The organism is Kosakonia oryzae (genome assembly GCF_001658025.2).
Taxonomy (GTDB): domain Bacteria; phylum Pseudomonadota; class Gammaproteobacteria; order Enterobacterales; family Enterobacteriaceae; genus Kosakonia; species Kosakonia oryzae.
In genome coordinates, this window is record NZ_CP014007.2 from 4,127,237 (window position 1) to 4,139,947 (window position 12,711).

General features: G+C 53.0%; 17 protein-coding genes. 3 read left to right on the top strand and 14 right to left on the bottom strand.

The window, feature by feature from the left end:
• Positions 1 to 7 precede the first annotated feature (7 nt).
• Positions 8 to 982: an aldo/keto reductase gene (locus AWR26_RS19620; protein WP_064568193.1), complete on the top strand. Its 975-nt coding sequence runs from the start codon at positions 8 to 10 to the stop codon at positions 980 to 982.
• 105 nt (positions 983 to 1,087) lie between these two features.
• On the opposite strand, the gene pgpA is transcribed toward AWR26_RS19620, so the two are convergent.
• The 6 genes from pgpA to nrdR all read right to left on the bottom strand — a co-directional run bounded on the left by pgpA (position 1,088) and on the right by nrdR (position 5,187).
• Positions 1,088 to 1,618 carry a phosphatidylglycerophosphatase A gene (pgpA, locus tag AWR26_RS19625; RefSeq protein WP_090397451.1) on the bottom strand — a complete coding sequence of 177 codons (531 nt, stop codon included), beginning with the start codon at positions 1,616 to 1,618 and terminating at the stop codon, positions 1,088 to 1,090.
• Positions 1,581 to 2,558 (bottom strand): thiamine-phosphate kinase, encoded by a 978-nt coding sequence (gene thiL, locus AWR26_RS19630; RefSeq protein ID WP_064568194.1) that lies wholly within the window; start codon positions 2,556 to 2,558, stop codon positions 1,581 to 1,583. Before thiL ends, pgpA begins: the two co-directional genes overlap by 38 nt.
• 74 nt (positions 2,559 to 2,632) lie before the next feature.
• Entirely contained in the window at positions 2,633 to 3,052 is a 420-nt protein-coding gene (nusB, locus tag AWR26_RS19635) for a transcription antitermination factor NusB (protein WP_007373513.1), read from the bottom strand.
• Between the two features lie 19 nt (positions 3,053 to 3,071).
• On the bottom strand, positions 3,072 to 3,542 hold the full coding sequence (gene ribH / locus AWR26_RS19640; protein ID WP_064568195.1) for a 6,7-dimethyl-8-ribityllumazine synthase: 471 nt from the start codon (positions 3,540 to 3,542) through the stop codon (positions 3,072 to 3,074).
• A gap of 89 nt (positions 3,543 to 3,631) precedes the next feature.
• Positions 3,632 to 4,735, bottom strand: a complete 1,104-nt coding sequence (gene ribD, locus AWR26_RS19645; RefSeq protein WP_064568196.1) for a bifunctional diaminohydroxyphosphoribosylaminopyrimidine deaminase/5-amino-6-(5-phosphoribosylamino)uracil reductase RibD — start codon at positions 4,733 to 4,735, stop codon at positions 3,632 to 3,634.
• 2 nt (positions 4,736 to 4,737) lie between these two features.
• A complete protein-coding gene (gene nrdR, locus AWR26_RS19650; RefSeq protein ID WP_064568197.1) occupies positions 4,738 to 5,187 on the bottom strand; it encodes a transcriptional regulator NrdR in 450 nt (149 codons plus the stop codon).
• A gap of 153 nt (positions 5,188 to 5,340) precedes the next feature.
• On the opposite strand from nrdR, the gene AWR26_RS19655 reads away from it, so the two are divergent.
• A complete protein-coding gene (locus AWR26_RS19655) occupies positions 5,341 to 5,883 on the top strand; it encodes a SadB/YajI family lipoprotein (RefSeq protein ID WP_007373509.1) in 543 nt (180 codons plus the stop codon).
• A gap of 294 nt (positions 5,884 to 6,177) precedes the next feature.
• Complete coding sequence (locus AWR26_RS19660) at positions 6,178 to 7,062, top strand: nucleoside-specific channel-forming protein Tsx (protein ID WP_064568198.1); 885 nt, start codon at positions 6,178 to 6,180, stop codon at positions 7,060 to 7,062.
• A 54-nt stretch (positions 7,063 to 7,116) separates the two neighbouring features.
• Here the strand turns inward: AWR26_RS19660 and AWR26_RS19665 are convergent, their stop codons facing one another.
• Genes AWR26_RS19665 through AWR26_RS19700 form a run of 8 tightly spaced genes read right to left on the bottom strand, consistent with a single transcriptional unit; the run spans position 7,117 to position 12,628 of the window.
• Entirely contained in the window at positions 7,117 to 7,872 is a 756-nt protein-coding gene (locus AWR26_RS19665) for a prepilin peptidase (protein ID WP_064568199.1), read from the bottom strand.
• On the bottom strand, positions 7,862 to 8,398 hold the full coding sequence (locus AWR26_RS19670; protein WP_139227852.1) for a type II secretion system protein: 537 nt from the start codon (positions 8,396 to 8,398) through the stop codon (positions 7,862 to 7,864). Before AWR26_RS19670 ends, AWR26_RS19665 begins: the two co-directional genes overlap by 11 nt.
• On the bottom strand, positions 8,385 to 8,759 hold the full coding sequence (locus tag AWR26_RS19675) for a type II secretion system protein (RefSeq protein ID WP_064568201.1): 375 nt from the start codon (positions 8,757 to 8,759) through the stop codon (positions 8,385 to 8,387). The genes AWR26_RS19670 and AWR26_RS19675 overlap by 14 nt, the downstream gene beginning before the upstream one ends.
• Positions 8,734 to 9,207: a type II secretion system protein gene (locus tag AWR26_RS19680; protein ID WP_052502048.1), complete on the bottom strand. Its 474-nt coding sequence runs from the start codon at positions 9,205 to 9,207 to the stop codon at positions 8,734 to 8,736. The genes AWR26_RS19675 and AWR26_RS19680 overlap by 26 nt, the downstream gene beginning before the upstream one ends.
• Positions 9,204 to 11,075: a secretin N-terminal domain-containing protein gene (locus tag AWR26_RS19685; protein ID WP_227121589.1), complete on the bottom strand. Its 1,872-nt coding sequence runs from the start codon at positions 11,073 to 11,075 to the stop codon at positions 9,204 to 9,206. Before AWR26_RS19685 ends, AWR26_RS19680 begins: the two co-directional genes overlap by 4 nt.
• 11 nt (positions 11,076 to 11,086) lie before the next feature.
• Entirely contained in the window at positions 11,087 to 11,581 is a 495-nt protein-coding gene (locus AWR26_RS19690) for a hypothetical protein (protein ID WP_064568203.1), read from the bottom strand.
• Positions 11,578 to 12,111, bottom strand: coding sequence for a hypothetical protein (locus AWR26_RS19695; RefSeq protein ID WP_064568204.1), 534 nt, complete (start codon positions 12,109 to 12,111; stop codon positions 11,578 to 11,580). The genes AWR26_RS19690 and AWR26_RS19695 overlap by 4 nt, the downstream gene beginning before the upstream one ends.
• Before the next feature lie 4 nt (positions 12,112 to 12,115).
• Entirely contained in the window at positions 12,116 to 12,628 is a 513-nt protein-coding gene (locus AWR26_RS19700) for a hypothetical protein (protein ID WP_064568205.1), read from the bottom strand.
• Positions 12,629 to 12,711: the final 83 nt, after the last annotated feature.

The following is a 12,711-nucleotide window of genomic DNA, read 5'->3' on the forward strand; positions in this document are numbered from 1 at the left end:
TGGAACCATGCAATACAACACATTAGGAAAAACAGACCTTAAGGTTTCCCGCCTTTGCCTTGGCTGCATGACGTTTGGCGAACCTGACAGGGGCAAACACGCCTGGACGCTGCCGGAAGAGAGCAGCCGCCCTATCATTCAGCGCGCGCTGGAAGGCGGCATTAACTTCTTTGATACCGCCAACAGCTATTCCGATGGCAGCAGCGAAGAGATTGTCGGACGCGCACTACGCGATTTCGCCCGCCGCGACGAGGTGGTTGTCGCCACCAAAGTCTATCACCAGGTAGGCGATCTGGCGGAAGGCCTCTCCCGCGCGCAGATCCTGCGTTCCATCGACGATAGCCTGCGACGGCTGGGCATGGAGTATGTCGATCTGCTACAAATCCATCGCTGGGATTACCACACGCCCATTGAAGAGACGCTCGAAGCCCTTGATGAAGTGGTGAAAGCGGGCAAAGCGCGCTATATCGGCGCGTCGTCGATGCACGCTCGCCAGTTCGCTCACGCGCTGGCCTTGCAGCAAGAAAATGGCTGGGCGCGTTTCGTCACTATGCAGGATCACTACAATCTGATCTATCGCGAGGAAGAGCGCGAGATGCTGCCGCTGTGTTACAAGGAAGGCGTGGCGATTATTCCGTGGAGTCCGCTGGCGCGTGGACGTTTAACCCGCCCGTGGGGAGAAACCACCGCGCGTCTGGTGTCGGATGAATTCGGTAAAACGCTGTACAGCGAAACCGATGAAAATGACAGCCAGATCGCCGAGCGCCTGGCCGGCGTAGCAGAAGAAGTTGGCGCTTCCCGCGCGCAGGTGGCGCTGGCCTGGCTGCTGAGTAAGCCTGGCGTCGCTGCGCCGATTATCGGCACATCCCGCGAAGAGCAGCTGGAAGAGTTGTTAGGCGCGGTGGATTTAACGCTGAAACCGGAACAGATTGCCGAGCTGGAAACACCCTACAAACAGCACCCGGTGGTAGGATTTAAATAACCCATAAAAATGCCCGGTGGCGCTGACCGGGCCGGGTTATCGTAATCGCATGTCAAAGCTGAGCCCGCAAGCCGGATAAGGCAACCGCCATCCGGCGCATCACCCTCAGATCAAGCCAATCGGCCAGTGGTGGCCAATCAGATACAACAGCCCGGCAGCAATGATCCCGGCAATGATATCATCGACCATGATCCCCATACCGCCGTGAACATTGCGATCGAACCAGCGAATCGGCCACGGTTTCCACATATCGAGAATACGGAACAGCACAAAGCCGACGGCGACCCACTGCCAGTCATTGGTCGGGAGCGCCATCAGCGTGATCCACATTCCGATGAACTCATCCCAGACGATGCTGCCGTGATCGTGTACGCCCATATCTTTTGCCGTCTGGTGGCACAAATACACGCCCAGACAAATCCCCAGCATCACCACCAGCGAATAGAGCTGCCAGGGCAGAAATGTCATTGCCCACCAGAAGGGGATCGCCGCCAGCGATCCCATGGTGCCCGGCACTATCGGGCTTAAACCGCTACCAAACCCGGTTGCCAGCAAATGCCAGGGGTTTCGCAAATTCAGACGGCTTTTGGCTATATCTTTAGCTCTCGGCAAAATGGTCGTATCCTTTCCAGTCAAGGGCGACAGCCTTGCCGCCACGGGTAAAATGCAGCCCCTCCACATCGGCGCTGATCTGCCCGATGCAGGTAAAAGGCACGCCGAGCTGGCCGATGGCGACATCCAGCGCCCCACGGTTCAGCTCCGGCACGGTAAAACACAATTCATAATCTTCACCGCCGGAAAGCGCCCAGCGCAGCGCCTGCTCAGGCTCTACGTGACGACTGAACGCGTCGGAGAAAGGTAATGCATCCAGATCGATACGCGCGCCGCACTGGCTGGCTTTCAGTATGTGCGCCAAATCGGAGATCAAACCGTCGGAGAGATCGATCGCCGAGCTTGCCAGGTTGCGCAGCGCCTGACCATGCAACACGCGCGGAGTTGGCCGCAAATGACGCTTAAGCAGATACTCCGCATCGGCTTTATCGCCGACGGCTAAACGCTGCTGCAAAATCGCCAGGCCAGCAGCGCTGTCGCCCGGCGTTCCGGTAACATAAATCCAGTCGCCCGGTTTAGCGCCAGAGCGCTTCATTGCCCGCCCTGGCGGTACATAGCCATGAATGCCGATGGTCATCGACAGCGGGCCACGCGTGGTATCGCCGCCAATCAACTGCATATCGTAGTAGCTAAGCTGCTCAAACAGGCTGTCGCTGAATTTTTCCAGCCAGCTTTCATCTACCTCCGGCAACGTAAGCGCCAGCGTCATCCACGCCGGATCCGCGCCCACGGCAGCCAGATCGCTTAAATTCACCGCCAGTGCTTTGCAGGCCAAATCCGCAGGATCGATCTCCGGCAGAAAATGGTTGCCCGCCACCAGCGTATCGACGCTGATCGCCAGCGTCTGTTTTTCAACAACGTTGAGCAGAGCACAATCGTCGCCAATGCCGGTTTCTACATCGCGACGGGAATTTCGTACACGGTCAAAGTAACGGGCAATCAGGGAAAATTCGCCGCATGCCATACGTTAATGCCTCGGTAGAAAAAAGAAAAAGCCGGGACAGGCGCGCAGAGCATCGCTTATCACCGGCTTACGGATCATTTCTTGTGGGGGCGGATCGCAGGAGCGGCTTTATCCAGCACGCCGTTAACAAACTTGTGGCTGTCTTCAGCGCCAAAGGTTTTTGCCAGTTCGATAGCTTCGTTGATCGCCACTTTGTAGGGCACATCATCACGTTTGGACAGTTCGAACAGTGCGATACGCAATACCGCTTTCTCAACCTGACCCAGCTCTTCCAGCTGACGGGACAGATACGGCTGCATTAAGCCATCGAGATATGCGCTATTAGTCGCCACCCCGGTCAACAGCTCACGGAAGTACAGAACGTCAACGTCTTTTACGTCCTGTTCCGCCAGGAACTGGTATTCAACATCAGCGATGTCGTTCTGGGACAACTGCCAGGAGTAGAGCGCCTGGACGGCGCACTCACGGGCGCGGCGACGAGCAGCAGGTTTCACGGAATTCCCCTTACAAAAATCAGGCCTTAATGGCTTTCAATACATTAATCATTTCAAGCGCGGTCAGTGCGGCTTCTGCACCTTTATTACCGGCTTTAGTGCCAGCGCGTTCGATAGCTTGCTCGATACTTTCAGTAGTCAGCACGCCGAAAGCGACCGGAATTTCGCTGTCCTGGGCAACATGCGCCAGGCCAGTGCTTGCACCGCCAGCAACATATTCGAAGTGCGCAGTACCACCGCGAATCACCGTGCCGAGCGCGATCACCGCGTCGTATTTGCCGGTTTTCGCCAGAGCGCCAGCCGCCAGCGGCAGTTCGTAAGCGCCAGGTACCCACACGACAGTGATGTTTTCATCTTTTACCTGACCGATGCGTTTCAGCGCATCAATCGCGCCTTCGAGCAGGCTATCATTGATAAAGTTGTTGAAACGCGCAATGGTGATGGCGACGCGAGCGTCCGGAGCAGCAACGTTGGCTTCAATAATGTTCATACACTTCCTTCACAGGTTCAGTTCGGACCCCGCAGGGGGGCGGATTTTAGCATAATATTTTACGCGCTGCTTCCCTTTTACAGCAGACATCACGCGTGGGTAAGATGCAGGCAGACATCCGGGCCAACCTGCCGTATCTCATTGAATTTAAAGTGTGGTGCATCGGCAAGCGCCGACAGCCCCGGCAATACGCACAGGCCGCGCGCGTCTGTGCCTAACAGCGTCGGCGCAAGATAAACCACCAGTTCATCCACCAGCCCGGCCTGCAATAACGCCCCGGCAAGCGTTGCGCCCGCTTCCACCCAAATACTGTTAATTTGCTGTTTTCCCAGCAACATCATCAGCATCACCAGATCGGCGTGGCCGTTATGTTCCGGCACGATAATCTCGCGCACGCCCGCAGGCCAACTGCGCTCATCCGCTTTCGTGCGGGCAAACCAGGTTTCACCCGGCAGTCCGATCAGTTTGTGTGTTGGCGTGACGCGATTCTGGCTGTCGATCACAATGCGCACCGGCTGGCGCACATTTTCTTGCGGATAGAGCGCCTGGCTGTCGGCGTCCAGCTCTTCCCAGCGCACCGTCAGCGAGGGATCGTCCGCCAGCACGGTAGCGCTGCTGGTGAGAATAGCATGGCTTTGCGCCCGCAGACGCTGCACATCCCGGCGCGACTGCGCGGAGGTGATCCACTGGCTTTCACCGCTGGCCATCGCCGTTCGGCCGTCCAGCGATGCGCCAAGCTTAAGCTGCACATACGGAAACCCGGTGCGCATCCGTTTGAGGAAACCTTTGTTCAACGCTTCGGCTTCACTCATCATCAGCCCGTGGCTGACATCAATACCTTCCTGCTGCAAGCGATAAAGGCCGCGTCCGGCCACCTGTGGATTGGGATCCTGCATCGCCGCGACAACGCGTGCGACGCCAGCCGCAATCAGCGCTTCGCAGCAGGGCGGCGTACGCCCGTGATGGCTGCACGGCTCCAGCGTCACATACGCCGTCGCGCCGCGTGCGCGTTCACCCGCCATACGCAGCGCATGCACTTCGGCATGCGGCTCGCCTGCGCGATAGTGAAAACCTTCGCCAACGATCTCGCCATTGTTGACGATCACACAGCCAACGCGTGGGTTCGGATGGGTGGTAAAACGCCCGCGTTGCGCCAGTTTCAGCGCCCGCGCCATGTACATTTCGTCCTGCATGATCAGTCCTGTAGGCGTGCGATCTCTTCGCCAAATTCGCGAATATCTTCAAAACTGCGGTAAACGGAGGCAAAGCGGACGTAGGCCACTTTATCGAGCTTTTTCAACTGCTCCATTACCAGATTGCCGATCATTTTACTGGGAACTTCGCGTTCGCCTGTTGCGCGAAGTTGCGATTTAATGTGATTGAGCGCCATTTCCACGTCGTCGGAGCTTACCGGACGTTTCTCCAGCGCTTTCAGCATACCGCTACGTAACTTGTCTTCATTGAAGGGTTCACGCACTTCATTGCTTTTCACCACGCGCGGCATCACCAGCTCAGCCACTTCAAAAGTGGTAAAACGCTCATTACAAACCAGACACTGCCGACGGCGGCGAACAGAGGAACCTTCCCCCACCAGACGAGAATCGATTACTTTGGTATCCACGGCGAAACAGAATGGGCAATGCATACGGCGTCCTGACGTGTGAGTTAACTGAAATCTATTTTACCCTGGACTGGCATGACAACAAAGGCAGACCGTTTTTGAGATAATGGATCGATGGCAACGCAACCGTTGCGATCTACCATTACAACACTCTTTCTTTTCACGGAAACAGACATAATGACAAGACGTTACCTAAGAACACTCTTACTGGGAAGCCTTTTTGCCCTCAGTGCCTGCGCCCAGCAAAGCGAAGTCCGTCAGTTGCATCAAAGCGTCAGCACGCTGAATAGTGAGATGAGCAAACTGAACAAAGAAACGGTGAAAATCACCCAGCAGAACGCGCTGAATGCGAAATCAGGCAGCGGTGTCTATCTCCTGCCCGGCGCAAACACGCCAGCCCGTCTGAACAGCCAGATTGGTATGTTGCGCATGTCTTTGCAAAACGTCGCGCCAAATGCCGCCGGAACCCGCGTTCTGCTGCGCATTCAGGGTGAATCGAACGATCCGTTACCGGCGTTTAGCGGTACGGTTGAGTGGGGACAGATTCAGGGTACCACGCAGAATTACCAGGAAGTTAACGTACAAAATCAGCTTATTAACGCACCGGCCAGCACGCTTGCGCCAAGCGACGTCGATATTCCGTTGCAGCTAAACGGCATTACGCCGGAGCAATTAGGTTTCGTCCGTATCCACGATATTCAACCCGCCAGCGCACAGTAATTCTCCAGGGCGACGATGTCGCCCTTTATTGCGTTTTGTAACGCTTTTTCTTCTTTTTCAACGTTCGGTCATCACATTCACGAATTTGCAATATTGGTAAATGCCAGTACAATCCCCCCGTTTATTGCACGCAAACGTGAGCGCAATCGATTACGTATATGTCAATAATGTGAAACAACACATATTTTTGTGAGCGTGGATACTTATAATAAGCGCCCATAAATATGGAATACCCATAAATTCAGCAAATGCTTTCTTTCACTCCCTTCTGGGATCTCAATCAGTGGCGAAAAGATGAAAAAAACAATCCTCGCAGCCGGTGCTGCTCTGGCGCTTTCTGCGTCTTTTATTGCAAACGCAGCGGATAACGCTAAGCCTGAATACGTTTCCGACTGGTGGCACCAGAGCGTCAACGTGGTGGGCAGTTATCACACCCGCTTCGGACCGCAGATCCGCAACGATACCTACCTTGAGTACGAAGCTTTCGCCAAAAAAGACTGGTTTGACTTCTACGGTTATGCGGATGCGCCGGTATTCTTCGGCGGTAATACAGATGCGAAAGGTATCTGGAACCACGGTTCTCCGCTGTTTATGGAAATCGAACCGCGTTTCTCCATCGATAAACTGACGGGTGCCGATCTGAGCTTCGGTCCGTTCAAAGAGTGGTACTTCGCGAACAACTACATCTACGACATGGGCCGCAATGCCTCTGGTCGTCAGAGCACCTGGTATATGGGTCTCGGTACCGACATCGACACCGGCCTGCCGATGAGCCTCTCCCTGAACGTGTATGCGAAATATCAGTGGCAGAACTACGGTGCCGCTAACCAGAACGAATGGGACGGCTACCGCTTCAAAGTGAAATACTTTGTCCCGATCACCACCCTGTGGGGCGGCCAGTTAAGCTACATCGGCTTTACCAACTTCGACTGGGGCTCCGATCTGGGTGATGACAGCGGTTACGCGAACAACGGCATCAAAGCCCGTACCAATGATTCCATCGCCTCCAGTCACATCCTCTCTCTGGGTTACGATCACTGGCACTACTCTGTTGTTGCCCGTTACTGGCACCACGGCGGCCAGTGGAACGACGACGCCGGTCTGAACTTCGGCAACGGCGACTTCAATGTACACGCTACCGGCTGGGGTGGTTACCTGGTGGTGGGTTACAACTTCTAAGCCCGCGCGCCATGACAAAAAAGCCGATCGCACGATCGGCTTTTTTTATTCCTGTCACGCAGTAAACATTGCCCCGAACAGCCAGCCAACGGCTGCAATAATTATCGCCGGGCCAAAGGGAAAAACGTCCGAACGCCTGGCTTTAATAATGAAATAGCCATATACCAGGCCTAAAAGCGACGCGATAAGCATGATGTGAAATAGCGCTTCGCAGCCCTGCCAGGCGCCGATACCGGCAAACAACTTCATATCGCCAGCGCCGATCCCGTCCTGCCCGCTGCGCCACAGAAACAGGCGATGCAACACCCAGGGGATAAGAAAGCCCACCGCCGCGCCCACAACAATACCGCTTATTGCCGCACTGTCTGGCTGTTTTGCCCATGCCGATAACATCGCCAGCCCCAGAAAGGGCAACGTCAATTTATCGGGCAGCAACAGGTAGTCATAATCAATAAACAGCATGACAACCGATAAGAACAGCAATGACAAATCGAGGAGGCTGGCCGCACTAACGCCCTGCCAGCCGATCAGCAGCGCAAACAGCAGCGCCATGACGAATTCAACGCCAGGATAGCGCCAGCTAATGGGCTGATGACAGCACTGGCTGCGCCCCTTCAACCAGAGCCAGCCAAGCAGGGGAACGTTGTAACGCTTTCTGATTCGCTGTCGGCAATGCGGGCAAAACGAAGGCGGCCAGCTCAGAGTGAATGCTTCCCCGTGCATCATACGGGGCAAGCGATAGATGACGACATTGGCAAAGCTGCCGAGGATCGCGCCCAGTAAGGCAAAAAAGAGCATATTATCGATCATCTTGTTTCACCGTTATGCCGTGCGTTTTGCCGTCAGCCGATCGGCAAGCTGACGGCAGCGGCGCGTTTGCCGCGTCGTCCACTTTAAAGATCCATTTCGCATAGGTGTCTGCTTTTTTAAAATCCACCAGCGCTTTCGGAAACGCTGCCGTGCGAAGCGGTCGCCCTTTCCCTTTACTGAAGACGCCCACCCAGCGGCCTTGTTTGTCGTAGCTCATCCCCCACTGCCGCGAGCCGGTTAACGGATCGGTAAACCAGCGGCGCAGGTGATAAACCACTTTTTTACCGCGAGGATCGCGCAGCAGATCGTCAAAACTCAGCGGGAGACAGCCATTCCCCGCTTTTTGATACTGCTGAATGGCATTACGGATCTGCACGCCGCGGAAAAATAGCTCCTCTTCCTGCTGCTGCCGATAAATCGCCTGGCGGTAACTGCTCTCTTTCAGCAGCGCCAGCGATAGCATCGTCAGCATCAGTAACACCCACAGATAGGTGAATCCCCCCTGCCGCTGGCTACTCCTCATCATCTGACGAGCTCTTTTCTTCCAGCGAGGGAGAAGTGACATCCGTTATCTGGCCGTCATCATCGCGTTTTACATCCCAGTTATCGCGGGTATTGGCCACAGGATCCATCGGAATTTCAAACAGATAACCATTATTCACCAGATCTTCCAGCTCTTCCGGGCCGAGCAGGCGATCGTGACGATACGCCGCAATCGCTGAGCGCAGCGCATTACGGTTGTGTTTTAACACCACCACTTTCGCATATTCGGTCTGGCCGAAGAAACGCGGTGCCACCAGCGTCATTAACGTGGCGATGATCGCCATAACGACCAGTAACTCAATGAGAGTAAAGCCTTTTTCACCATTGCGCATAGGGTATTCCATTCAATCCTGGCTGGCTGCTGGTGGAGCTGACATCCCAGACATCCTTACCACCTGTCGTCTCTCCCGGCGCCTGGGTGGATGCGCGCACCCGCCAGGTTTCGGTGTTCTTCCTGCCGTCGCAGTCACAAAAGGGATCGCGCGGGATGCGGCGCAACAGATAGATTTTTTCTTTGTTCGGCGACTTTTTATTCACCACGCCATCAACCAGCAGATCGAGCGAAGCAGGCCAGTTGGTCATATCGGCATCTTTCTCAATGACCCCCTCCTCAACCAACTGCCCGTAACGATCGATTGCAGTGCGAATGTCACGCAGCGCAACGCGCAACTCCTCTTCATTACGCTGCTGCTCATGACGCTGATAGATGGGAATGGCGGCACTGGCAAGCGTTGCCAGCAGCGCCAGACTGACCATCATTTCGATCAGCGTAAAGCCACGCTGAAACTTCACCGCGCATCCCCCTCGCTTTTCGCCAGCGTCGGCGCAGGCAGTTTACCGGCCGGCGGGAAATCCGCTGGCGGCATCAGTGGCGGTGGTGTAAAGGTCTCTTTTTTATCATTCGCTTGTTGGGCGGAAGGCAGATAACCGCTCTCTCCCTGCGACTCTTCACTGCCCATCTCAATAGTATTGATATGGGTTCCTGGCAGATCGATGTTACGTTCAATGGTTGGCGTAATCAGCAACACCACTTCCGTACGCTCTGTGCTGTTATCGTTGCTGCCAAAAAGTTTGCCCAGCAGCGGCAGATCGGATAATCCAGGTAAGCCGGTCATCTCATCGCTGTCGCTCTCTTTAATCAGCCCTGCCAGCACTTGTGTTTCGCCATTCTGGCTACTTAACACAGTCGTGGCTTCACGGTTGTTGGTGCGGTAATACGCCACGCCGTCTTTCGAATGCTCAGCGCCGCCAATGGTACTGAGATTGAATTTCACATCCATGGAGATGGTGCTATCAACGCTGATATCTGGCGTTACTTCCAGTTTCAGCCCGACATCCTGATACTCAACCTGCTCCTGAGAAAAACTCTCTGAAATACTGCTGGTCAATACCGGAATACGCTCGCCAATATCGATCACCGCTTTTTTATTGTTTTTCACACGAATTCGCGGATTGGCGAGAACTCGCGCATGTGAACGCACTTTTTGCAGATTGGCGGTGATCCCCTGGCTGGCGCCGAGGTTGATAAACATATTGCCCTGGTTAAACCCATTCAGCGGAATATTGGTGCTGTCTTCGCTGGCGTTAAAACCAACGCCGACCTGGCCCGGGAAGTTGATGCCGAGAATTTCTTCGTCTTTAGCGTTAATCTCCAGCACTTCCACGCCGAGCGTCACTTCCGCTTCCGGGCGATCGAGGGTCATCAGCAATTGTTCAGCCTTCTCTACGCTTTCGCGCGGCCCACGAAACGTGATCGAATTGGTCCGCTCATCGACATGAACATCGCGGATCTTAATCAGGTTACGCAGCGCAACATTGAGATCCTTCGCTTTGGCATAGCCGAGGAACACCGTTTTCACTAACGTGTCGCGATAGGTTTTCTCTTTTTGCGCCGTGGCGGGATAAATCAGCAAGGTATTGCTGTTGAGTATCTTCTTACGTAACTGATTAGAGAGCAGCAGCAAATTCAGGGCATTTTCTGCCGTTGTATCGTTAGCGATCAGGCTGGCAGTGGCCGTTTCCGGAACGTCTTTATCGTAAATAATATTAATACCGGTGATCTTGCTAATCGAAGCGAAAATATCCATCAACTTATGTTTCTGGAAATTAAAACTCACCGGCTTACGCAGCTCACGGTTCATTTTCGTTTCCGGCTGATTCTGCACTGCAATTTCACGCATCAGATGATCGCGCATTTCAGCAGCCTGCGGCCAGTTAGGATCTTCCTCAAGAACCTGCTGGATTTTTTGCAACGCCAGTTCCGGATCAGTTTTATACAGGACAACAGCCTGTTGATATAATTTGTCGAGAGCACGAGAGCCTTCGATTTTTTTAAGCCCCTGTTGCGCGCTAAAATTTCCTGGCTGGTACGACAATGCTGAACGCCAGAATTTCGTCGCGGAGAGGTAGTCATTACGCGCAACGGCCTGGTTGGCTGCCAACAGATAATAATTAACCAATTGGGTAACCATGGACTGACGTTCAGTACGCAGTTCAATATCACCCGGTTTGGTCTTAATCGAGTTATCAATCTGCTGTATTTCGCTGACCAGGGAGTCAATATTACCAATATTCACTTTTTCAGGCTCTGGAAGCCTGTCGCTTGCGCAGCCTGTTAACAGGATTAACGAGCAGGCAACGCTGAGGATATTTTTTTTCATCTGCTTCACGGTTATTTAATTTTCAGAGAATTAAGATCGATACGTTTTTCAACCTGGCCGGACATTGCTTTAATTGTCACGTGGTCAGGTTCTATTGCCTGCAATTTCCAGTCCGGGGTGATTAAATCACCTGGCTGAATAAAGTCTTTCTTTCCACAATTGCTACAAAGCAACCAGTTTCGCGTGCCATCCGTAATAATGATGATTTTCTCGCTATCGCTTAACCAGAGCCCTGCCAGTTGAAAAGGAAAAGCAACTTCCTGTACTACCGGGGCCGTAGAGATTTCCTCTTCTACGGGTAGGGTGTAAACAGGAAATAAATCAGCCAGTTCATCGCTTTCGTCACGCACAACAGGTTTTTTATCTTCCTGCACTTTTTGTGTGACGGCGGATCGCGTCGGCGTGCCGGATAACGCCCCGGCTGAATCATCACCAAAGAATTGCGCCCATACCACCAGACTCAATGTGAATACCAGCGACACTTTCAGATATAACGGTATTTTCATGATGGCTCCAGACGTGACGTCAGCGTAAGCGTCAGTTGCAGATTGATTTGCAAATGCTCACCGTCCGGGTTCGCACGCGTAACCGATACCCTGTCGACACTAAAAATCAGACTGCTTCTCATCTTGCTCAGCGAATGGGTTAATCCGGCCCACTTCCCTTGCAGCGGAATATCGAGCGAAAGCTTGCGTTGGCGGGTTTTGTCTTCTTTGCTGAACTGATAATGGCTGCCATCAACCTGTAAATCATTCTGCTGGAGAATATCAAACAGGGTTTTAACTTGCTGATATTCGGTCTCGTTCAGCGCGTTTTGCAATTGCACTTTATCGTTAGCCAATACCGGTAGCGGTTTCTTTAATTGTTGCTGTAAAAGCGAGTTGTCATCACGCAGCCGGGTAATATCAGGCAGTATATAAATATGCTGATAGCACAACAAAGCAACAGGCACTAACAGCGCAAATAGCGTTTTTTTCCCCGTTTTTTCCAGAAGGCAAGAGAGCCTCCAGTGAATATTGGATAAGGAAAGTCTCATATGATTAACCTGCAAAAATGATCATCAGAGTCGCATTCACGGCCCATTTATCGGTAGCGTTCTTGGCTGGAGTGTGATTTTTTAACTCTACCCGGGCAGGAATTTGCTCAAGTCGCGCACTAAAATCCATCAGTGCCGATAATGATGTTGCACTGACATCCAGCGTGACGATTTTCTTATTTGGGTTAGCATCCAGAGAAACAATCGCAATATCAGAAGTGAGTAGCTGCGCAACAGGGTTGAGCATCGAAATAATAGAAACCGATGCTTTTTCATTTGGTTGATTTTGTTGCGCTTTGACTTTTAGCGCACGGGCAATCTCATTTTGTCTGTCGACTGCCGCAGTCATATGCTGATTTTGTTGATCAAGAATCTGATGTTCCTGATATTGATCAAACATCGTCACACATAAATATAACGTCAGGATCAGCGCGATAATAATAACAGGGCACGCATAAACGGAACGTGAATAGTTACAAAGGAACGGCATTCCTTTTAGACGGAGTTCAAAAGACATAATTCTTCCCATGAATGACAGTCTTGATAAATGACGTTCTGAATACAGACCATCAAAATAAAACTAACGGCATACTACGGATA